Origin of the sequence: Muribaculum sp. NM65_B17 (genome assembly GCF_004793735.1) — a bacterium.
GTDB lineage: Bacteria > Bacteroidota > Bacteroidia > Bacteroidales > Muribaculaceae > Muribaculum > Muribaculum gordoncarteri.
In genome coordinates this window covers 150,008-172,083 of record NZ_SRYY01000001.1, presented here as the reverse complement: position 1 = coordinate 172,083, position 22,076 = coordinate 150,008, and the positions used below count along the sequence as shown (strand labels likewise).

The window sequence follows — 22,076 nt, the reverse complement described above, 5'->3', positions numbered from 1 at the left end:
TTTATTGTCGTTTTCAACGTTTAATCATCATTACTCGTGCAAGCGAGTCGCTGTATTCCAACATACCGTCCTCAAATGCGTCGACATAGGCATCGGCCGCCTTTTCATAGCCATCCTCACGATAGGTCGACTCTTTGGCTCTTATTTCAAGCACACGCCCTTCTAATTCCATATTGGACAACGACGAAGCGTCATCGACAAGTTCTCGGGCATCGTTTTTCCCAAGCTGCCGGGCAGCCTCCTTTATTCGCGACTCCTCCGATGAGCATGCTGCAAGAGTCATCGCCACAGTCAATGATGCAAACAGTAAAATCCTCATAACAATGTCATAGCTATTTTAGCACAAGCCTCGGCGTCGGCCAAAGCGTTGTGATGGTTATAAAAAGGTATTCCCATAAATTCACACACGTAAGGAAGCGAATAGCTCCCCACAAGTTGTCGCGGTATCGTGCGGCGGGCTTTCTGCAGAGTGCATCCGAAAGGATTGTCAGGCCATGTCATGCCATAGACCTTGAATGCGGCTCTAAGACAGCGCTCGTCAAAAGCCTTGTTATGCGCCACAAACACGGCATTGTCCCAATTACCCGCAATGCCGAAATGCTCGAGCATCGACATCCACACTCGGTCAAATGTGGGAGCATCGCGTGTGTCCTCGGGAAATATCCCGTGAATCTCTTCCGAGAAATGTCGTATATACCACTCAGGTTCAGGCTTTACAAGCTGATAGAACCGATCGGCTATAACACCGTCGACAACCTTTACAGCCCCGATGGCACAAATGCTCGACGGCTGATTGTTGGCCGTTTCCACATCTATGGCGATGAAATTATCCATTGGGGCACAACTCCTTTACACGTTCCTTTACGGTTTCCATGAGCCATCGCGGAGTCGAAGTGGCTCCGCATATACCTATCGACTCGATGCCGTCAAGCCATCGGGCATCTATCTCATCGGGATTGGTTATGGCATAAGTGCGGGGGTTGACATCATGACATTCACCGTAAAGTATGCGTCCGTTGCTACTCTTCTTGCCGGTAACAAACAGGATCACCTCATGTTCCGAGGCAAATTTGCGCAACTGCGGAACACGGTTGGCCACCTGTCGGCATATCGTGTCGTAATATCTGAATGAAGTTTCAGGGCTCTTGCGTCGCTCAATCTCGGCAATCATGTCCGACAGGCCATGAAGCGACTTGGTGGTCTGCGAATACAATATTATATCCTTGGTATAGTCAAGCCGGTCAAGGCCGTCAAGATCCTCCACCACGATAGCCTCGCCGTTAGTCTGTCCCACAAGTCCGTTCACCTCGGCATGACCTCTCTTGCCGTATATCACAATCTGCTCACCCGGCTTGCGATTGTCGTAGGAAGCCTTTATGCGGCGCTGCAGGTGAAGCACCACCGGACAGGTTGCGTCGATTATGTTTATGTCGTTGCCCTGGGCGAGCTTGTAGGTCGACGGAGGTTCACCGTGGGCCCTCAGCAACACCTTCACTCCGTGAAGCGACTTCAGGTCATCGTGAGTTATCGTGACAAGTCCGCGCTTCCGCAATCGCTCCACCTCGTCACTGTTGTGCACAATGTCGCCAAGACAATAGAGCTTTCCGGCTCCGTCAAGCTCATCCTCGGCTTTACGGATGGCGCTGACCACACCGTTACAGAATCCCGAATCACGGTCTATCTCGATTCGCATTCTATCAGCCTTTTTGAGCAAGTATGCGATTATACAGGTCGAGCAGCCACTTGTTCTGCTGCTCTATGGTCATCTCGGAGTTATCGAGCGAAACTGCATCATCGGCCTTGCGTAGCGGACTCTCCTCACGGGTTTCGTCAATGTGATCACGATGCACCACATTGGCAAGCACCTCCTCATAGGATACCTGCAAGCCTTTTTCTACCAACTCGGAGAAGCGACGCTGGGCACGAGTCTGGGCCGATGCGTCGACAAACACCTTCATCTCGGCATCGGGAAACACCGTAGTTCCTATGTCACGTCCGTCCATGACTATTCCCTTGCCTTCACCGAGAGCCTGCTGCATGGCGACAAGACTGTGACGCACAGCCGGAATCACCGACACCTGCGACACATTGTTTGAAACGTTCAACCGCCTTATCTCATCCTCTACATCCTCACCGCACAGCATGGTACGCTGCGACCCGTCGGGCATCGGCTTGAAGTCTATTTTTATTTCAGGAAGGGCTGCTACAAGATTGTCGACATCGACAGTGCCGTCATTGACCATTCCATGACGCATGGCCCATAATGTCACAGCCCTGTACATGGCTCCCGAATCGATGTAACGATAACCTATAGCCGAGGCAAGCGCACGTGCCATGGAACTTTTGCCCGACGAAGAGTATCCGTCGATGGCAATTATAATTTTGTCATTGGACATATATCTGCATATTTTGTTATATGTGACAAAGATAAGATAAAAAGCTGTAAGATTCAAAAAAAGTGAACGGTCATGCAATCGTCTACAGGCGCATGGCAAGGTTGAACATGAATGTCATCGCTCCCACATGGGGCTGAGCCAGAGCGGCACCTATGCCGAACTGACGCACGCGGATTCCCAAGCCTATTGAAAATCCCGAAAAGAAATTGCGCGAATAGGTGTTCATGTCGGTGCGCGTCTTATAGTTGTAGCCGATGCCTATGTAGAAGTTCTCGTTAGGTTCATACTCTCCGGCAAAGACGAGGTGACGCAAAAGATTGGACATGAACGAGTCCTTGAGTTCAACGCTATCGTGGCCTGTGCCGTCGCCTGTGTCATAGTAAGGGAGATGCCATCGCGTAAGATTCCAGGCCGTTACCGACAGCCTGAATGGCAGGCCGTGCAACCCCTGGCTCCAGCCTATTCTCACATCTACAGGAAGCCGCTCGTAAACCTCGTTGAAACGCTTCAGCTGTCCGCCGAGATTGGTGACGACAAGCGACAGCGACATGTCATTGTCGCCGTCATAGTAGTTCAGTCCGAGGTCGACGGCAAGTGCAAAGGCCGAATATGCTTCATAGTCAGAATATACGCCTTTAAGCGTTACGCCGCCTCGCAAAGCGGTCGTTATGTCGTGGCTGTAGGTCACCGAAAAGCATATATCCTTGGGGTTGAACGTGCCTGTGACGCTGCCCGTGACATCGGTCGATTTCATCTCGCCGTAGCCGAAATATTGCATTGACGCCGCCCATGCGCCATGAGTTCCGGCCGAATGTCCGTACTTCACCCCTGCAAAGTTGGACGACCCTATATAACGCATATAGTTGACTCCAAGCTGGCTTCCCAGTTCAGGGCCAAGCAAAGCGGGATTCTGCTCCACGATGTTTATATCGTCATCGATAAGCGATACATTCACGCCGCCAAGTCCGTAGACATGGCTCGACGATGTTATGTCAAGAAAGCTGTAGGCCGTTGACACATCGTCAAATGCCGATGCGTTGACAGCCGAAAGTATCGCTACGATAAATGCAATCACGTTACGCTTCATAACGTTAATATTAACGTAACCCCATAACGCCATATTGCCCACCCTTACATTTAAATTGCAAACAAAACTGAAACATAGCTAAACAAATGCTAATTATTGTAATGCCATTTGCAATTATGATGACACCTGCATATATTTGCATACACAATTCAATCACATATATGAAATTCAACCTGAAAAGAATCATACCACTGATAATATTCATCATCTCGATAGTTCCGCTTCAGGCTCAGATGTTACGAATGGTTGTGCATACCACCGAGCAGTCACTTGCCATAACGGAAATGCGTCCCGACATGGTCATAAGCAGCGAAGTCGTCGAGGCCTGGAGTTGCGAATGGGTCGACGAACAGCCCACATTTCCCGGCGGAACAAATGCGCTTGTACACTTTATAAATTCATCACGCAAATATCCCACCGAAGCATTCAACAACGGCATACACGGACGTGTTTTGTGCTCATTCATAGTCCAGCCCGATGGTGAAATAACCCACATCAACGTATTGAAAAGCATCGAGCCGTCGCTTGACCGCGAAGCTGTGAGAGTACTGAACTCAATGCCCAAATGGAATGCCGGACGCGTCGACGGAACCCCCGTGCCCGTTTACTGCATAATGCCAATAACATTCAGGCTATAAGCCTGTCGCACAATATTTGTGATTTTTTATTTCAACAATATGCCGCAATAAATTCAAATTATTGCTATATTAGCGGAATATTATTCACTCAAACCTAAAAATGACATGGCAAACAAACGCAATTTGAAAAAAGCCATCAAAGCCGCATGCGGCGACTTGGCCGGAGAATGTCTTATAGCTCGTGATCTTGTACCCGGAATCGACCGCAAGAAAATGACCGATATATTCTTTGACATAGCCGACCTTCAGTATGTGTCAATTGACAATGTAAGCTTCTCATTTGACAAAACCGAAAAGAGCTTCGATTCGCGTCACGAATACAAGAAAGCCCGCGCAAAATATTACAAGACAGCCTACAAGAAACTTAACGACGACTTCAAGAAGGGCGTAGACGACATCATTGCCCGCATGAACTCATCGCTTGGCGAGCAGCAGAAAGCCGCCAATAAGGCTCGCGCTGAAAAATAACGCATCAACTTCAACTCACAAATTATCTCGACAATGAATCTGTCGAAATGGCTGCTTAAGGTATTCGGGTGGAAGGTGGAAATCACCACACCCGACTACCCCAAGTGCTTAATATGTGTAGCTCCGCACACAAGCAACTGGGACTTCATACTCGGTGAACTCGCCTATCTGTCGGTAGGCCGACGAGCCGGATTCCTGATGAAGGAACAATGGTTCAAATGGTCTCTCGGCTACTTTTTCCGAGCTATAGGAGGCATCGCCGTACCTCGCAAACGAGGAAGTGCGCTCACCGAATCAATTGTCGAAAAATTCAACGCCTCACAGCGAATGGCCATAGCCATAACGCCCGAAGGCACCCGCAAAGGAACGGCCAAATGGAGAAAAGGATTCCTCTACATAGCCCACGACGCGAAAGTGCCATTACTTCTCGGAGCCATCGATTACAAATTGAAAAAAATTGAAATAACAACCGAATTCACTCCCACCGGCAATGTCGACAACGACATGAAAGCCATAAAAAAGTTCTACAGTAAATTTCACGCCAAATATCCCGAGAAATTCATAACCGCCGACGAAAATGATTAAGGAGTCACTGAAAGCATCAGCACTGCAACACGACATTGTGTGGGGCGATCCCGCAAGCAACCTCAAGGCTGTCGACAAGGAACTGTCGGCACTGCCGGGCGATGTCGACATCATCGTGCTGCCCGAGATGTTCTCCACCGGATTCTTATGCGACAAGGATGCGGCCTGTCGCTTGGCCGAGCCCATGGACGGCACGACAATGGAGATGGTGCGCAAATGGTCACGCCAATATGATGCCGCGATATGCGGAAGCTTCATCGCCCGCGACAACGACCGTATATTCAACCGTGCATTCTTCATCACTCCGTCAGGCGAGGAAACATTCTACGACAAGCACCATCTGTTCACCATGAGTGGCGAGGACTCTGTCTACACGCGAGGCTCAAGCGCGATGCCCGTAGTGACCTTCAGAGGATGGAATGTGGCCTTTGCCGTTTGCTTCGACCTCCGCTTCCCGGTGTGGCTCCGCAACCGGGGCAAAGCCTACGACCTCCTTATCGTAATGGCCAACTGGCCCGACTCGCGCGCCTACGCCTGGGAGCAGCTGCTCATAGCAAGGGCCATCGAAAATCAAGCCTATGTCATAGGATGCAACCGCTCGGGTTCCGACAAATTCGGAGTCTACTCCGGCACATCTCACATAATCGAACCGAAAGGCCGTAACATTGAAACTGATGTCACTCCTGTAGCCGTTGAGGCACAGCTGTCAATGGAATCGCTCGTCGGATTCCGCAATAAATTTCCCGTTTATCTTGAAGGTGACAACTTTGAGTTGCTCTGAATCGTTATAGATATAAGACAAAAAGTGGGGCTAACATTTGGTTATGATGCAAGAACTATATAATTTTGCATCACAGACAAAGGGGTGCCACTGACGATGTGAGCTGAGATCATACCCTCCGAACCTGAAACGGACAACACCGGCGCAGGGATTGTCGGACAATTCATCCATTAGTGAGTCGACCCTTTTTGCCTTTATGAGAACTTATGAGCAAAATGAAGACTTACCGCACAGCACTTTCGATAGCGGGCTCCGATTGTTCGGGAGGCGCAGGAATACAAGCCGACATCAAGACAATGTCGGCATTTGGTGTTTACGCCATGACTGCGATAACCGCTATAACGGTGCAAAACACTCTCGGCGTCACCGATGTACAAGGGATAAGGCCCGACATAGTTGCCGGGCAGATTGATGCCGTTTACCGCGACATCCGTCCCGATGCGGTGAAAATAGGCATGCTCTTCTCGCCCGACATCGTTGCATCGGTAGCCGATGCCCTTGAACGCAACAAAGCCGACAACATTGTACTCGACCCGGTGATGATTGCCACTTCGGGCGACCCGCTGATTGACGACGAAGCAATCGAGCTGATAAAGAATCGCCTCATGCCAATGTCACGCATCATAACTCCAAATGCAAATGAAGCCCGGGCACTTAGCGGCACCGACGATATAGTACTTCAGATTGAAGCATTGAGGACACTCGGAGCCCACGACATTCTGCTGAAAGGCGGCGACAAATCGTCGGACTCAGGCACCTCGACCGACTACCTGTCACTTGAAGGGTGCGACAAAATCCTGTGCCTTTCACATGAACGCATCAACACCCCCAACACCCACGGCACCGGATGCACACTTTCATCGGCCATAGCAAGCTGCCTGGCTCTCGGAATGTCGATGCACGACAGCGTAACAACCGCCAAAGACTACATCTCGGCAGCTTTGCGCAACGGTGCCGATGTGACAATAGGCCACGGACACGGACCGGTCAACCACCTGTTTGCGCCCCATCGATTAGAACCAACTAACCCTATATAGTTATGGAAATAAAAATTAATGACAAATCGGTGACTGTACCCGAAGGAACAACGCTTCAGGGTGCATTGAACTTGAGCGGAATCGCTCCCGACGGAATCGCGACAGGCCTCAACGGCAATGTAATTCCCATGATAGAGCGTGACACAACCGAGCTCCACGAAGGCGACTCAATCATCATCATAAAGCCTTTCTATGGCGGATAAGCCCATGATGAAAATCGCTATAACTCCACCCGTTCCCATTGCTGACGAGCATGAATACATCGTCGCGATACTTGAGGACGGGTGGGATTACGTGCATCTGCGACATCCGTCGGCAACAACCCATGATATGCGCCGCCTGATCGAGGCGATTCCACAGCGATTCCACAACCGGTTGAAGCTACACGGCCATTTTGAGCTGCTGAATGAATTCAACCTCGGTGGAATACATCTTAATTCACGTTGTCCCGAAGCACCACGGCTCTATAGCGGCAATATTAGCCGCACATGTCACGCTATCGACAAGGCCGAGCGTTTCATCGAGATGGAATATGTCACATTAAGCCCAATTTTCGACAGCATATCAAAGCCAGGCTATACATCGGCGTTTTCATCCGACCAATTGTCGGCCATGAAATGCCGCAATGCCGTAGCCCTTGGCGGGGTAACGCCATTACGCATCGATGCCGTCAATCAATATCCTTTCATCGGATATGCCGTGCTCGGCTATCTGTTCAATTCCAACAGCATCGATGAATTGCGACAAAAGCTCAAAGAATTCAAGTAAACATTATAACATAAATCAGCAATGCTACAATTTATAACAAACGCATCCGACAAATATTCCATAGCCGAAGAGGTGCAGATGGCCATTGAAGGCGGCTGCAAATGGATACAGTTGCGCATGAAAGATGCATCCTACGAGCAACAGCGTGAAACCGCGCTGGAAATAATTCCCGTCTGTCGCGAAAACGATGTGATTCTCGTAATTGACGACAATGTGGAACTCGTGAAGGAACTGCACGTTCACGGCGTTCATCTCGGAAAGGAGGACATGCCTGCGGCCGAAGCCCGTGAATACCTCGGGCCTCATGCAATAATAGGAGTCACGGCAAATACGGCCGACGACATCCTGGCGTTCAAGGGCATTGATGTAGACTACATAGGACTTGGCCCGTTCCGCTACACCACTACAAAGAAAAAGCTGTCGCCCGTGCTCGGCATCGACGGCTATCGCAAGATAGTTGATGAAGTACGCAAAGCCGGCAATGAGCTTCCCATCGTAGCCATAGGAGGCATAACACTCGACGACATCGACGACATAATGTCGACAGGAGTCCAGGGCATAGCCATGGCAGGCTCAATAATCAACGCCGACGACCCGGTGAAATACACCGAAGAGGTCATATCGCGTCTTAAAAAAGGACAACAACAATAATAACAAATAACATATCATTATCACAAAATGGACTTACTTAAAATCGGAGGACGCGACTTCAGTTCACGCCTTTTCGTAGGCACGGGAAAGTTTCCCTCCAACAAGCTTATGCTTGAATCCATAATCGTATCAGGATCCGAAATGATTACCGTAGCGATGAAACGCATCGACATGCAGCATGAAGAGGACGATGACATGATGCGTCACATCAATCGCGACAAAGTGCAATTTCTTCCCAACACATCGGGAGTGCGCAACGCCGAAGAAGCTATTCTTGCCGCAAAATTGTCACGCGACTGTTTCGGGACCGACTTCATCAAGCTTGAAATCCATCCCGACCCGAAATATCTGCTCCCCGACCCCATCGAAACGCTGAAAGCTACCGAGGTGCTTGCCCGCGAAGGATTTGTGGTTCTGCCCTACATCCAGGCCGATCCAGTGCTGTGCAAACGCCTTGAAGAGGTAGGTTCAGCAGCCGTAATGCCGCTCGGCGCACCCATAGGCACCAACAAAGGACTGAAAACCCGCGACCTTCTTGAGATAATAATAGCCGAGAGCCGCGTTCCCGTAGTAATCGATGCCGGACTCGGAGCCCCGTCACATGCCGCCGACGCAATGGAGATGGGTGCCGATGCCGTACTTGTGAACACCGCAATAGCCGTTGCCGGCAATCCGGTGGAGATGGCCGTAGCGTTCAAGCTCGCAGTCGAAGCCGGGCGCAAAGCTTATCTCGCAGGACTCGGCAGACAAAGCACATTCGCGCAAGCAACCTCTCCCCTCACCTCGTTTCTCGATTAGGAACGCCCAACTTCAATCACATCACACTCAATTATGGAAATAAACAATATAGATGTCCGCAACTATCCCGGTTCGACAAAGACATACATAGAAGGGAAACTCCACGACATACGCGTACCCATGCGCCGCATCGACCTAACGCCCACAGTGAAAATCATAAACGGCGAAAAGATGATGCATGAAAACGCCCCTGTTTATGTCTACGACACAAGCGGTGCATACACTGACCCCGATATAACGATCGACATAAACAAAGGACTTCCCCGAACACGTGAAAAGTGGCTATCGCAACGTGACGACCTGGAGCAGTTGCCGGGCATAACTTCGGAATATGGCCGACAGCGTGAAGCCGACAAGGGCCTTGATTCAATCCGATTTGCCAACCGTTACGCACCTCGCCGTGCAAAAAAAGGTTGTGCGATAACACAAATGGCACTTGCCAAGCAAGGCATCATAACTCCCGAAATGGAGTATGTGGCCATACGCGAGAACATGAACAACGACAAGCTTGGCATAAAGAGTCACATCACGCCCCAACTCGTGCGTGACGAAATAGCAGCCGGCCGTGCGGTGCTTCCTGCCAACATAAACCATCCCGAAAGCGAACCGATGATAATCGGAAGCAAATTTCTCGTCAAGCTTAACACCAATATCGGCAACTCGGCCCTATCGTCGGGCATCGAGGAGGAAGTCAATAAAGCCGTGTGGAGCTGCTATTGGGGAGGTGACACACTGATGGACCTTTCAACAGGCGACAACATTCACGAAACCCGTGAATGGATAATACGCAACTGTCCCGTGCCAATGGGCACCGTGCCCGTGTACCAGGCATTGGAGAAAGTCAACGGCAATGTCAAGGATCTCACATGGGAAATATATCGTGACACACTCATCGAACAAGCCGAACAGGGAGTCGACTACTTCACCATACACGCCGGAGTGCTTCGAGCTCACGCCGACCTAATAGGCGAGCGACTCACCGGAATCGTATCGCGTGGCGGTTCTATAATGACCCAATGGGCCGCATTACACGACAGCGAAAACTTCCTGTACACCCACTTTGAGGAAATATGCGAAATTCTCGCCCAATATGATGTCGCCGTGTCACTTGGCGACGGAATGCGGCCCGGAAGCATCCACGATGCCAACGACCGCTCGCAGTTCCTCGAACTCGATGTACTCGGCCAACTCACGGAAATCGCATGGCGTCACAACGTGCAGGTGCTAATCGAAGGCCCCGGCCACGTGCCCATGAACAAAATAAAGGAGAACATGGAGCGTCAGATGTCGGCATGTCACGAAGCACCCTTCTACACGCTCGGCCCGCTCACTACCGACATAGCACCGGGTTACGACCACATAACATCGGCCATAGGAGCAGCGCAGATTGCATGGCTCGGCACGGCAATGATATGCTACGTTACACCCAAGGAACACCTTGCGCTTCCCAATCTTGAGGATGTGCGCAACGGCGTGATAACCTACAAGATTGCCGCCCATGCCGCCGACCTTGCCAAGGGACATCCGGGAGCACAGGTGCGTGACAACGCCATGAGCAAGGCCCGCTATGACTTCCGATGGAAGGATCAGTTCAACCTGTCGCTCGACCCGGCACGCGCCCGTCAATACTATGTCGAGAGCCACAAGGACGACGACCACTTCTGCACAATGTGCGGCCCCAACTTCTGTGCAATGCGAATATCGCAGGCCGTAGCCGACAATTGTGTAAAATAAATCAGTTACTAAAATGTTTTATGACGAAATAAAAAAATATGACTGGAACGACACCACGCGCTGCATAGCAGCCAAAACAGCGCGTGATGTCGAGATAGCCCTCGGCAAGGAACACCTGAGCATCGACGATTTCATGGCTTTGATATCACCTGCCGGAGCCGCCTACATCGAGCCTATGGCACAATTGAGCCAGCGTTACACTCAGGAACGATTCGGCAAGACTATCAGCATGTACATTCCGCTCTACATCACAAATTCATGCACCAACTCATGCGTTTATTGCGGATTCAATCACAACAATCCGTTTAAGCGCACAATTCTCACTATGGAGCAAATCGAGCAGGAATGCAAGGCCATACGCAACCTCGGTCCATTTGAGAACCTGCTGATTGTCACCGGGGAAAATCCTGCCAAGGCGGGTGTCGATTATCTTGAGAAGGCGTTACAGACATGCCGTCCCTATTTCAACAACCTCACAATCGAGGTTCAGCCAATGAAATCCGACGACTACTATCGGCTTACAAAATCGGGACTCAACGGCGTGGTATGCTTCCAGGAAACCTACAACGAGGCCAATTACAAAAAGTATCATCCGGCAGGAATGAAGTCTATATACGATTGGCGACTCAACGGATATGACCGAATGGGACAGGCCGGCGTACACAAGATAGGCATGGGTGTTCTCATCGGACTTGAGGACTGGCGCACCGACATAACCATGATGGCGCGTCATCTGCGTTACCTGCGCAAAAATTACTGGATGACGAAATACTCGGTCAATTTCCCGAGAATGCGTCCGTCGGAAGGACATTTCCAACCCAATGTGATAATGTCGGACCGCGAACTTGCGCAAGTCACATTCGCATTCCGCATCTTCGACCATGATGTCGACATAAGCTACTCCACACGCGAGAATCCTGCATTCCGCGACAACATGATGAAACTGGGAGTGACTTCGATGAGTGCCGGAAGCAAGACCGATCCGGGAGGCTATTCAGTCGAACCCGACTCTCTGGAGCAATTTGAGGTGAGCGACGACCGCTCGCCCGTGAACGTAGCCCGACGCATACACGAACTCGGTTACGAAGTCGTGTGGAAGGACTGGGACAAAATCTTTGACTGAACATCACAATCAACAGCTGTGGCGGACGATATTTCCGCCACAGCTTAACAAAACAATCATCACCACGCTATGGCCGAATTCAATCCGATGCAGCAGATAAAGCATCAATTCTATGCAATGCGCAACGGCGCGATAGCCGACAACATGCGTCGGCAAGGAGCGCCCTACCGCATAATATTCGGAGTCAACCTCCCACAGCTCAACGAGATAGCACGCAACACAGCCAAGTCAGCGGAAATGGCCGAAGCACTCTGGAACAATACCTCGACACGCGAAAGCATGTTGCTCGCACCAATGATATATCCGCACGAGCAATACGACATCGCCACCGCACGCCGATGGTGCAACAGCATAACCACTCCCGAAGTAGCCGACATTCTGTGCATGAAACTGCTGCGACACATGGACTTCGCATCACAACTTGCCGATGAGCTTATATTGTCGGAAAACGACATGGTGCGATACACGGCATTGCGGTTGATGTTCAACCTGCTCCCCAATCGCATAACCGAAGTGAAAGCCTACGCCGAAAGCGAAATGCAGCACGGTTGCAACCTTACGGCATCGGTGTGCCGCCCGTTGCTCGATGAAATCAGTTTTCTGGAAGAAGACAATTGACTAACGGCATCGACTCATGCGATCGCTGATCCACACACCCAACAGTATCAGCGAACAGCCTACATAGCCGACAATCGACACCTTTTCACTCAATAGCAACGCTGACGCTATCAGCGTTATTATCGGTTGTACATAAAGATAGTTGTTGGCTTTTATTGCACCCAATCCCTTTACGGTGAAAGCCCATATAATGAAAGCTATCATCGAACAGAACACGCCAAGGAACAAGAAATTGCTCCATACATCAAACTGCAGGTACACGTCAAGCGGAGTGTGTTCGGGAATGGCAATCAGAAAAGGAATGGCTGTCACCATTCCGTAAAAGAATGTCTTGCGCGAGATGAACATCACGGTGTAAAATGCACTCAGTTTCCTGAGCACAAGACTGTAGACCGACCAACACACTGCGGCCGAAAGCGACAACAAGTCACCCAGCGGCTTCACATCCAGCACAAAACTACTGTTGAAAATGACGCATCCCACGCCAAGGAATGCGATAAGCGAGCCCATCAGCACGCCCTTGCCCGGGCGTTCATTCTTGTAGATGGCTCCCACCAAGAGTGTAGTAATGAGCGGTGAAAGGGTTACAATGAGCGATACATTAGATACAAGCGTATATTCAAGCGCCGTGTTTTCAGCTATGAAATAGAGTGATCCGGCGCAAAGACCGCATGAAACAAAGAGCAATTCATCGCGAAGCGAGTTGGAAAATATACGCTTATGACACACACACAGCACAAGCAAATAGGCAAGAAGGGTTCTCACCACATATACTTCAGTCGGGTTAATCCCGTGCTCCAGAAGAACCTTGGTCGACACAAACGAAACGCCCCATGCCGTGACAGTGAGCAGTGCTCCAAGATGATACCACAATGCCTTTGACTGATTTGCTCTTAAATTAACGCTCATATAAACGCCCTATTAAAAACTTTTGTGCAAACTTACTCAAAATTTCGCACAAACGGCAAACAATTCAACCTTTTCTCTTGTATTTATAAGTAAATAAAATCACTTCGAGATAGCGTGCGAGTAAAATAAAATGTTAACTTTGCCATCTCGAATTAAGTTAAAATGTAAAATTAGAAACTATGAAACTTATTAAGCTTACAGGTGCGGCATTATTAGCCGTGTGCATTCTTGTTTCATCGGGATGTAGTTCAATGACCAACACCGGAAAGGGAGCTCTTATCGGTGGCGGTGGCGGCGGTGCCTTAGGTGCCGGCATAGGCGCTCTTATCGGTGGCGGTAAAGGTGCCGGTATCGGTAGTGCAATCGGTGCTGCAGTAGGTGCCGGAGCAGGTGCCCTTATCGGAAAGAAGATGGACAAGCAGCAGCAGGAACTTCAGGCTGCTCTGCCCGAGGATACAAAGGTTGAACAGACAACCGACCAAAACGGATTACAGGCAATCAAGGTGACATTCCCCGGCGGAATCCTCTTCCCCACCAACGGAACTACACTCAGCCCGTCGGCAAAGCAGGATCTCTCCAAGTTTGTCGTGTCATTGCGTGAAAATCCCCTCACCGATGTACAGATCTTCGGATTCACCGACAACACCGGTGGCTACGCTGTAAATGAAAGAGTATCAACCGGCCGTGCCGATGCAGTGCTCTCCTATCTCGTCAACTCGGGCATCCAGCCTACCCGTCTTTCAGCTCAGGGTGTGCCCATGGCCGACTATGTAGCTTCAAATGATACTCCTGAAGGACGTGCTCAGAACCGTCGTGTAGAGATCTACATCACCGCAAGTCCGCAAATGATTCAGGACGCCGAGAACGGAACATTGTAATATACAATATTGCGACATAACACATCGGGGTGCACTAACTGATATAGTGCATCCCGATTTTTTTCATTTTTAAGACATTGTGATTGTCCACATTGAAGAATAATGTTAATTTTGCAACATAAACATTTAACAGCATCAAAAATCATGACCGCACAATCCATCCGTCTTCATTCGCTTGAATACCGCGATGTACGCACCTACATCATCGCAGCACTTTTTGTCGTAGGCAATGTAGTTTTGCCCCAGATATGTCACCTCGTGCCCGGAGGCGGCCTCACCTGGTTACCGATATACTTCTTTACTCTTGTTGGAGCCTACAAATTCGGATGGCGCGTCGGAGTCATCACCGCGCTTATGTCGCCGCTCATCAACTCCATGATGTTTGGTATGCCTCCCGTAGCGATGCTCCCGATCATCACAATGAAGAGCCTCATCCTTGCAGCAACAGCATCATGCTTCGCTCATAAATTCAACCGACTATCAATCATCGTGATTCTTGGCATAGTCATCAGCTATCAGCTGATAGGAACCGCTGTCGAGGCACTCATGATAAACTCATTCTCAGCCGCACTCTCCGACCTTACCACCGGACTTCCCGGACTGGCTTTCCAGGTAATAGGCGGCTACCTCACAATACGCTACATCCTCAACAAGTAAGTCACACTTATAATTCATAATGAAAGGACAGGAAGGAAAATATTCTCCTGTCCTTTCATTTTTTATGGTTTTAAACATAATGTTTTGAGATAACGAAAAATGTTTCTTACCTTTGTGTTGATAATAACGCAGTTTTGAATTATGAAATTTCGCAACCCGTTCATAAAGCTTACAGCCTCCGCTTTGATGCTGATTCTCACGGCAGGAGCAATGCAGGCAATCGAGCTTCTCATAAAGAAAATAAACGGTAAAGAATACTACTATTACCAGGTTAAGCCGAAAGAAACAATCTACAGTTTGTGCAAACAATTCGGACTGACCAAAGCAGAACTTATAAAATACAACCCCGTTGTGGCCGACGGACTGCGCGCCAACCAGATTCTCTATTTCCCTGTCGACGAAATGGACCAGATTACAGCGGAAAAGGAAGCTCCCCAAGAAAAGTCCAAGCCAAAAACCATCGATGTAGCATCGGTAGAGTCAACCCATTTCGTGGAGAAAGGTGAAACCATCTACGGAATCAGCAAACACTACGGAATAACCGAAGAGGAGCTGATTGCGGCAAATCCATCGATAGCCCACGGTCTAAAACAGGGAGTGGTGCTCAATATCCCCAAAAGCGGAAATCATGTGACATCGACATCATCGGAAGCTGATGTTGCCGAAGCCGACAACTATATAAGGGACGAAGAACCTGCAACCCAGCCGGAACAAGAGCCCGAAACCGAAACCACCGTCGTGGCTGAAGAAACGGGAACCGAGCAAGAGGCAGCACCTGAACTAAAACGGGAACCTGTAGTGCCGGCCATACCCGCGACTACCGTCAACGACTATTATAACGAGGAGGACACCGATGCCGAAGAGCTGTCGGGGGATGAAGCAACCGAAGAACAATCGGAGGAGAGCGACTCTACAATTGTCGACAACTCAGTCGACATAGCCGTGATGCTTCCCTTCATGCTCGATCAGGAGAAACCCGACAAGCAGACTCAGCTATACACCGAGTTCTACAAAGGATTCCTCATCGCAGTCGACAGCCTGCGCAACATAGGCAGCAAAATCAACATCCGCGCATTTGACACGGCGGCAAGCATCGACACCGTGCGCAACCTCATGACTTCGCCCGACTTCGGTGTATATGACATCATAATCGCTCCCGACGACGAGGCTCAGCTCAATGCCATCTCGGACTTCGCGCTACAGCATGACATGAATGTAATGAACATCTTTGCCGTAAAGAGCGAGTTGTACAAAAACAACAAGGCTGTAATGCAGGCCAACATCCCCCACTCCGACATGTATGACGAAGCCGTCACCGCATTGCTCGGCTCCTACATGGACTACATGCCCGTGCTGCTTATCCCCAACGAAGGCAAGACCGATAAGATTGAATTTGTCAACAAGCTCCGCTCCGAGCTGTCGTCACGCAACCTCCCATTCACCGAGATACACTATTCGGGCTATCTGAAGGAGAGCGACCTTGCACAGCTTGAGCATGACAACCGTTACATATTCGTACCCGCTTCGGGAACACAGACCGAGTTCTCTCACATCATAGGAGCTCTGAAGACCTATCGCGAAAATCTTCTGGACTACAACAATGTGCGCCTCTTCGGATATCCCGAATGGATTACTTTCCGCAGCGACATGCTCGAAAATCTGCACACGATGAACTCAACTATCTACTCACGCTTCTTCAACGACGACTCAAGCTACCGCTCGCGTGACTTCGCCGAACTCTACAAGCGCTGGTACGGCTCACCCATGATGAGCGCGATTCCCGTACAGGGCATCCTCGGATTCGACACCGGATTCTATATAATCAATGCGATACACCGTGACAACAACGGGTTGAACAATTCACATTACTCTTACGACGGAATCCAAAGCGGCTACCACTTCTCAAAGCCCGCCGAATCGGAAGGTGTAATAAACGACCGATTGTACTTCATCAATTTCCGTCCGTCAGGAGTAATCGAAAAACTTCCACTGTAAATGAACATGATTCGCAATATAGCATTGGCTCTGCTGCTGTCGGTCGTTGGCTTGACCGCATCGGCACAGGCTCACTATACCTCAAAAGTAGCGATAGGCGGTAAAGCCGGTGTCACACTCTCCAAAATGTCGTTCGCACCCAGTACCAAGCAATCATTTGTAGTGGGTGAAACGATGGGTATAACAGTGCGCTATTGGGAGGAGCGTCACTTCGGACTGATAGCCGAATTAAACCTGGAGCAACGCGGATGGAAGGAGAATTTCGAGGGTGCGCCGTTCAGCTTTGAACGCAAACTCAACTATATACAGCTGCCTCTTCTCACCCACATATTCTTTGGAGGACGCACCGTAAAAGGGTTCTTCAATCTCGGTCCCGAGGTGGGATACATGATCAGCACAAGCTATTCATCCAACTTCGATGTCCACAACATAGCCAACATACCCGACTTTCCGCCAAACCGCGAAACCGACCAGATGGTATTGGAACCCACCAATAAGTTTGACTACGGAATATCGGGAGGCGCGGGCATTGAATTTACAATCAAGCGCAAGCACCTCATAAATCTCGAAGCACGTTACTACTTCGGAATCGGCAACATATTCCCCGATGAGCGTCGTGACACATTCTCGGCTTCACGAGGAATGTCGATACTCGTCACTCTGGGCTATAGCTATCGACTGAAATAATAAGCTTTTTAAGAGCCGGTTCGACAATAAATGTCAACGGCTTTAAATCTTGCCGGGAGCAGTGAGGATGTGAAACACGAGGTCATTGAGGATGTCGTAGGAATCCATACGCGACCCCACACCCTTGCTGCGACAATCGGCTACACGAATCTCGTGCAGAATCTCAATCAACTTCCACGCATTGTAATTGCGCATTCCCTGCTTGTAATCGTCGGGCAGCCATGAACGGCGTATTCCTATCTCGGCACATAACGCACTCTCGCTTCTGTCGCGACAGTAGGTTACAAGCAACAGATTGGAGAAATAGTTCCATATAGTGCCTATAGTCACCACGACAGGATTATTCTTGGGATTGCGGCGGAAATAGTCGACAATCCTGAAGGCACGGTTGAAATCCTTCACGGCAAGAGCGTTCACAAGCTCAAAGTTATTGTAATCCTTGCTCATGCCTATGTGGCGTTCAATCACCTCGGGAGTTATAGTTGAACCGGGTGCAAGAGCCACCGTGAGCTTGTCGATTTCATTATACAGTCGCGAAAGGTCGGTGCCCACATAGTCGCGCAACATGGCGAGTCCCTTGGTTTCGATGTTAAGACCCTTCTGCTTTATGAATCCGCTTATTATGGGCCCTGCATTGCGGTCGGTCACCTTCTGCGACTCAAATACCACCCCGCCATGCGTGTTTATCTGCTTTATCAGGTCCTTGGCCTTGGCTTGCGCGCCTCGGCAGCTGATCACCAATATCGTCGACATCGTGGGCTGTGAAGCATAGAGATGAAAGCGGTTAAGCTGGTCGGCCCTTATGGCCTGTGCTTCCTTCACTATCACCACCTGATAATCCGACATCATAGGATAACGGCGACATGCGTCCATTATCGTGTCAGGCCCTGTTTCAGGAGCATAGAATGTATAGAGATTAAAGTCACGGTCGGCTTCGGGAATTATATTCTCAAACATCGACAGCAACTCGTCGATATAGTAGCCCTCCTCGCCATGCAGCAAATATACGGGAGCATATTTGCGTGATGCGAGCTGCGATTTCAATCCTTCAAATGTAACTGCCAACGATGCCTGAGCCATAACTTATAACGGTAATAAATTTTTTTTGTAAATTTACAGAAAATAAGTGACGCAAACAAGAATATTGAATGGAGCTGAACCTGCCATCGTTTGACATAAGACTGCAACGTGACGACGAAGGTGTAAAAATCTTCGACCGATTGCGCAAGAAGTTCATCATACTCACCCCCGAGGAGTGGGTAAGACAACACTTCGTGAACTATCTTATAAATCATAAGGGATTCCCCGAATCGCTAATGGCCAACGAAATAGGGATAACACTCAACGGCACGCGTCGCCGTTGTGACACAGTGGTATTTGACAAGCACGGCTCCCCAATGGTGATTGTCGAGTATAAAGCGTCGTCAATAGTGATTTCGCAGTCGACATTTGACCAGATAGTGCGTTACAACATGGTGCTCCATGCACGTTATCTCATCGTGTCAAACGGCATGAACCACTATTGCTGCCGCATTGACTACGACAACATGTCCTATGATTTTTTGAAAGAAGTTCCCGATTACGCCGATTTAGAGCCGATTCGACAATAAATATTAACGGCAGGGTCTTAGAATAGGTAGACCACTCTAATGTCCCAAGTGCGGTTCTTGGCACTGAAATCATCGAGCAACTTGGTCTTGACGGCGTAGACCATACCCCATGTGCGGCTTGCCTGTACCTGCCAGTTCTTGAAAATCTCGACACCCAATCCCACGGTAAGTCCCATTTCACCTCCGGCATACTTCAAGGCCTTCACATTACTGTGAGCGGCAAGGATGCTGAATGACGGGCCACCGAACACAAAGGGAGCGACATAGTCCTCCATTCCGTTAAGGCGGGTATATTTGAATCGAAGATGTATAGGTATCTCTATGTAATGAAGATAGCTGCGCTCCTTGCCGTAACCCTGCGAAGCCCACACGAGCTTTTCACCGAGATTCAATGTGGCACCGCGCTGCTCATAGAAAATTCCCGAACTTACACCGAAACCGATGCCGGGAAACATCATCTCGGTGGCTATACCGGTTGAGAATCCCACACTCTTGTCGACTGTAATCAAGTCCTGACGGAATTTAAGATTGGTGATATCGATTCCCAGCATAGGGCCGTAACGGAATTGAGCCGATGCGCTGAATGCGCCTATCATTGAAGCCACGAGGGCAAGACATAGAATATACTTTCTCATTTATAATGTTATTTTAGCACAAAGTTAACGATAGTCAACGTATTTACGCAATAACGAAGTGTAAAAATCGTGAAATATCGACGAAAAGCGCAAAATCATGCAAAAAGTCGCGCTATGTCATCGATTGCTATGATGGTTATTATAATTTTCCCGTCGGGAGTATAGTTGGGCGTAGTAAGTTTAAACAAATCGCCAAGCAGATGCTCCATTTCGGCCGATGTAAGCTGACGCCCCGGCTTTATCGCCGCGGCTCTCGCCATCGACAAAGCAATGTTGTGACGAAGGTCATCGGCTATCTTTCCGCTTCCGTCGACAACCGTGTCAATCATCGACAGCATCAGTTCCCTCGGATTGACATCGTTCATGACCGAAGGCATACCGTTAAGCGTCCAGGAATTGTCGCCCAGACATGATATGTCGAAGCCGAGAGCGTTGGCCTCATCGACTATGCCCTCCATAACGGCATTTTGCGCGGCGGTAAGGTCGACGACTTCGGGAAATATAACACGCTGAGTGCTCAACGCATCGAGATTTGCAAGGTCGATGTAACGGTCATAGAGTATCCTCACATGAGCGCGATGCTGATCGATGACCATGAGCCCCGATTTGGAGGGCGACAATATGTAACGGTTCTTGAGTTGCATTGCGCTCTGACTGTCGGTCACGGCTCCAAAGTCCAGTTCACCGGCTGCCTCATCATTCATGGTCGACGATACGGCCGACAGGTCGACATCATCGGTCATGTCGTTCAATGCACTTCCGCGCATTGTTTCGTAGGACTCATCACGGTTACGTGCAAAGTCTTCATAAAGCTTCTCCCAATCCTGCGTTGCGTCATTCAATCCGCTTCGCCACGAACCGCCCGATGTCGACGGCGATGAATCACGCGTGGAGGTGTTGAAGGGGTTGTATGACTTGTCGATTTTCACCTCATGGCTGGCATTGGCATTGGGATTGAACACGGGAATATCGGGAGCATCGGTGACATCAAATTCAATCGACGGCACGGCGTTGAACTTACCCAGACCCTCCTTTATGACAGCCGTGAGAATCTGCCATATAGGCTGCTCGTTCTCAAACTTTATCTCGTTCTTGGTGGGATGTATGTTGACATCTATCGTATCGGGGTCAACCGTGAAGTTCAGGAAGTAGCACGGTTGCTCATCGGCTGGAATCAACTGGTCGTAACACTGCATCACCGCCTTGTGGAAATAGGGGTGACGCATATTGCGCCCGTTGACCATCAGATATTGCAAGGCTCCCCTCTTACGCGCATTTTCCGGTCGGCTGACAAATCCCGATATGCGCACGAGCGAAGTGTCGGTTTCAACCGGGACAAGCTGCTTGTCAAGAGCCTTGCCGAAAAGGTCGATTATACGCTGCTTAAACGAGCATTTCATCAATTGATGGACAGTCGTGTCGTTATGTACCAACAGAAACTCCACATTGGGATTGACCAATGCAAGGCGCTCAAACTCACGGAGTATGTTGCTCATCTCAACGTGATCGCTTTTAAGGAACTTTCGCCTTGCGGGCACATTGAAGAATAGATTCTTGACCATCATGTTGCTTCCCGGCGTACACACATCGGGCTCCTGGCTTTCAACAGTCGAGCCGCTGATGACGATGCGTGTGCCTATGTTGTCGTCCTTACGCATAGTGCGCAATTCGACTTGCGATATGGCGCATATCGAAGCAAGAGCCTCGCCACGGAATCCCATTGTGTGAAGCGAGAACAGATCGGAGGCCTGTGATATTTTGGATGTAGAGTGACGCTCAAATGCCAGTCGTGCATCGGTAGGCGACATTCCGCAACCGTTGTCGACAACCTGTATCAAAGTGCGTCCGGCGTCTTTAAGTATTATTTTTACGATTGTAGCTCCCGCATCTATAGCATTTTCGACCAACTCCTTTATCACCGATGCGGGACGCTGAATCACCTCTCCGGCCGCTATCTGGTTAGCCACCGAATCGGGCAACAGCTTTATTATATCGCTCATTTTATATAGTTTTCCTTGATT

The 22,076-nt window shown here is 49.6% G+C and carries 26 protein-coding genes and 1 riboswitch; of the genes, 17 read left to right on the top strand and 9 right to left on the bottom strand.

Annotated features, from left to right (window positions below):
• Window positions 1–13 precede the first annotated feature (13 nt).
• The 5 genes from E5354_RS00810 to porQ form a co-directional block, all read right to left on the bottom strand.
• Window positions 14–319 (bottom strand): hypothetical protein, encoded by a 306-nt coding sequence (locus E5354_RS00810; protein ID WP_135946081.1) that lies wholly within the window; start codon window positions 317–319, stop codon window positions 14–16.
• Window positions 316–834 carry a 3'-5' exonuclease gene (locus E5354_RS00805; protein ID WP_135946080.1) on the bottom strand — a complete coding sequence of 173 codons (519 nt, stop codon included), beginning with the start codon at window positions 832–834 and terminating at the stop codon, window positions 316–318. The genes E5354_RS00810 and E5354_RS00805 overlap by 4 nt, the downstream gene beginning before the upstream one ends.
• Complete coding sequence (locus E5354_RS00800) at window positions 827–1,693, bottom strand: 4-hydroxy-3-methylbut-2-enyl diphosphate reductase (RefSeq protein WP_135946079.1); 867 nt, start codon at window positions 1,691–1,693, stop codon at window positions 827–829. Before E5354_RS00800 ends, E5354_RS00805 begins: the two co-directional genes overlap by 8 nt.
• A 4-nt stretch (window positions 1,694–1,697) precedes the next feature.
• On the bottom strand, window positions 1,698–2,396 hold the full coding sequence (gene cmk, locus E5354_RS00795; RefSeq protein ID WP_123395905.1) for a (d)CMP kinase: 699 nt from the start codon (window positions 2,394–2,396) through the stop codon (window positions 1,698–1,700).
• Between the two features lie 82 nt (window positions 2,397–2,478).
• Window positions 2,479–3,483, bottom strand: a complete 1,005-nt coding sequence (porQ, locus tag E5354_RS00790; protein ID WP_135946078.1) for a type IX secretion system protein PorQ — start codon at window positions 3,481–3,483, stop codon at window positions 2,479–2,481.
• A gap of 161 nt (window positions 3,484–3,644) precedes the next feature.
• Here porQ and E5354_RS00785 point away from each other — a divergent pair, with 161 nt between their 5' ends.
• The 12 genes from E5354_RS00785 to E5354_RS00730 all read left to right on the top strand — a co-directional run bounded on the left by E5354_RS00785 (window position 3,645) and on the right by E5354_RS00730 (window position 12,684).
• Entirely contained in the window at window positions 3,645–4,121 is a 477-nt protein-coding gene (locus E5354_RS00785; RefSeq protein ID WP_168353787.1) for an energy transducer TonB, read from the top strand.
• Window positions 4,122–4,226: 105 nt separating this feature from the next.
• On the top strand, window positions 4,227–4,589 hold the full coding sequence (locus E5354_RS00780; RefSeq protein WP_123395907.1) for a hypothetical protein: 363 nt from the start codon (window positions 4,227–4,229) through the stop codon (window positions 4,587–4,589).
• A 33-nt stretch (window positions 4,590–4,622) separates the two neighbouring features.
• Entirely contained in the window at window positions 4,623–5,174 is a 552-nt protein-coding gene (locus E5354_RS00775) for a 1-acyl-sn-glycerol-3-phosphate acyltransferase (protein WP_135946077.1), read from the top strand.
• A complete protein-coding gene (locus tag E5354_RS00770) occupies window positions 5,167–5,955 on the top strand; it encodes a nitrilase-related carbon-nitrogen hydrolase (RefSeq protein ID WP_246863703.1) in 789 nt (262 codons plus the stop codon). Before E5354_RS00775 ends, E5354_RS00770 begins: the two co-directional genes overlap by 8 nt.
• Before the next feature lie 70 nt (window positions 5,956–6,025).
• Window positions 6,026–6,123, top strand: a riboswitch (TPP riboswitch).
• Window positions 6,124–6,170: 47 nt separating this feature from the next.
• Window positions 6,171–6,992, top strand: coding sequence for a bifunctional hydroxymethylpyrimidine kinase/phosphomethylpyrimidine kinase (gene thiD, locus E5354_RS00765; RefSeq protein WP_135946309.1), 822 nt, complete (start codon window positions 6,171–6,173; stop codon window positions 6,990–6,992).
• A gap of 2 nt (window positions 6,993–6,994) precedes the next feature.
• The gene (gene thiS / locus E5354_RS00760) at window positions 6,995–7,195 is read left to right on the top strand and encodes a sulfur carrier protein ThiS (protein ID WP_123395909.1); all 201 of its coding nucleotides are present in this window, start codon (window positions 6,995–6,997) and stop codon (window positions 7,193–7,195) included.
• Entirely contained in the window at window positions 7,185–7,760 is a 576-nt protein-coding gene (locus E5354_RS00755) for a thiamine phosphate synthase (RefSeq protein WP_135946076.1), read from the top strand. The genes thiS and E5354_RS00755 overlap by 11 nt, the downstream gene beginning before the upstream one ends.
• 21 nt (window positions 7,761–7,781) lie before the next feature.
• Window positions 7,782–8,411, top strand: a complete 630-nt coding sequence (locus tag E5354_RS00750) for a thiamine phosphate synthase (protein ID WP_123395911.1) — start codon at window positions 7,782–7,784, stop codon at window positions 8,409–8,411.
• Between the two features lie 27 nt (window positions 8,412–8,438).
• Entirely contained in the window at window positions 8,439–9,209 is a 771-nt protein-coding gene (locus E5354_RS00745) for a thiazole synthase (RefSeq protein WP_135946075.1), read from the top strand.
• 33 nt (window positions 9,210–9,242) lie between these two features.
• Window positions 9,243–10,943, top strand: a complete 1,701-nt coding sequence (gene thiC / locus E5354_RS00740; protein WP_135946074.1) for a phosphomethylpyrimidine synthase ThiC — start codon at window positions 9,243–9,245, stop codon at window positions 10,941–10,943.
• Between the two features lie 13 nt (window positions 10,944–10,956).
• On the top strand, window positions 10,957–12,066 hold the full coding sequence (thiH, locus tag E5354_RS00735) for a 2-iminoacetate synthase ThiH (RefSeq protein WP_123395914.1): 1,110 nt from the start codon (window positions 10,957–10,959) through the stop codon (window positions 12,064–12,066).
• Window positions 12,067–12,135: 69 nt separating this feature from the next.
• A complete protein-coding gene (locus E5354_RS00730; RefSeq protein WP_123395915.1) occupies window positions 12,136–12,684 on the top strand; it encodes a DNA alkylation repair protein in 549 nt (182 codons plus the stop codon).
• Here E5354_RS00730 and E5354_RS00725 read toward each other — a convergent pair whose 3' ends face one another.
• Window positions 12,685–13,593, bottom strand: a complete 909-nt coding sequence (locus tag E5354_RS00725) for a DMT family transporter (RefSeq protein WP_123395916.1) — start codon at window positions 13,591–13,593, stop codon at window positions 12,685–12,687.
• 179 nt (window positions 13,594–13,772) lie between these two features.
• Here E5354_RS00725 and E5354_RS00720 point away from each other — a divergent pair, with 179 nt between their 5' ends.
• The 4 genes from E5354_RS00720 (at window position 13,773) to E5354_RS00705 (ending at window position 17,810) form a co-directional block, all read left to right on the top strand.
• The gene (locus tag E5354_RS00720) at window positions 13,773–14,471 is read left to right on the top strand and encodes an OmpA family protein (RefSeq protein WP_123395917.1); all 699 of its coding nucleotides are present in this window, start codon (window positions 13,773–13,775) and stop codon (window positions 14,469–14,471) included.
• A 144-nt stretch (window positions 14,472–14,615) separates the two neighbouring features.
• Window positions 14,616–15,128: an ECF transporter S component gene (locus E5354_RS00715; protein ID WP_135946073.1), complete on the top strand. Its 513-nt coding sequence runs from the start codon at window positions 14,616–14,618 to the stop codon at window positions 15,126–15,128.
• A gap of 141 nt (window positions 15,129–15,269) precedes the next feature.
• Window positions 15,270–17,123 carry a LysM peptidoglycan-binding domain-containing protein gene (locus E5354_RS00710; protein WP_135946072.1) on the top strand — a complete coding sequence of 618 codons (1,854 nt, stop codon included), beginning with the start codon at window positions 15,270–15,272 and terminating at the stop codon, window positions 17,121–17,123.
• The gene (locus tag E5354_RS00705) at window positions 17,124–17,810 is read left to right on the top strand and encodes a porin family protein (RefSeq protein ID WP_123395920.1); all 687 of its coding nucleotides are present in this window, start codon (window positions 17,124–17,126) and stop codon (window positions 17,808–17,810) included. It begins immediately after the preceding gene.
• Window positions 17,811–17,852: 42 nt separating this feature from the next.
• Here E5354_RS00705 and holA read toward each other — a convergent pair whose 3' ends face one another.
• Window positions 17,853–18,890: a DNA polymerase III subunit delta gene (holA, locus tag E5354_RS00700; RefSeq protein ID WP_123395921.1), complete on the bottom strand. Its 1,038-nt coding sequence runs from the start codon at window positions 18,888–18,890 to the stop codon at window positions 17,853–17,855.
• A gap of 68 nt (window positions 18,891–18,958) precedes the next feature.
• Here holA and E5354_RS00695 point away from each other — a divergent pair, with 68 nt between their 5' ends.
• Window positions 18,959–19,420 (top strand): type I restriction enzyme HsdR N-terminal domain-containing protein, encoded by a 462-nt coding sequence (locus E5354_RS00695; protein WP_123395922.1) that lies wholly within the window; start codon window positions 18,959–18,961, stop codon window positions 19,418–19,420.
• A 17-nt stretch (window positions 19,421–19,437) separates the two neighbouring features.
• Here E5354_RS00695 and E5354_RS00690 read toward each other — a convergent pair whose 3' ends face one another.
• Together E5354_RS00690 and mutL are read right to left on the bottom strand one after the other, a co-directional pair.
• Window positions 19,438–20,055: a porin family protein gene (locus E5354_RS00690; RefSeq protein WP_123395923.1), complete on the bottom strand. Its 618-nt coding sequence runs from the start codon at window positions 20,053–20,055 to the stop codon at window positions 19,438–19,440.
• Between the two features lie 95 nt (window positions 20,056–20,150).
• Window positions 20,151–22,055: a DNA mismatch repair endonuclease MutL gene (mutL, locus tag E5354_RS00685; RefSeq protein WP_135946071.1), complete on the bottom strand. Its 1,905-nt coding sequence runs from the start codon at window positions 22,053–22,055 to the stop codon at window positions 20,151–20,153.
• Between the last annotated feature and the right edge of the window lie 21 nt (window positions 22,056–22,076).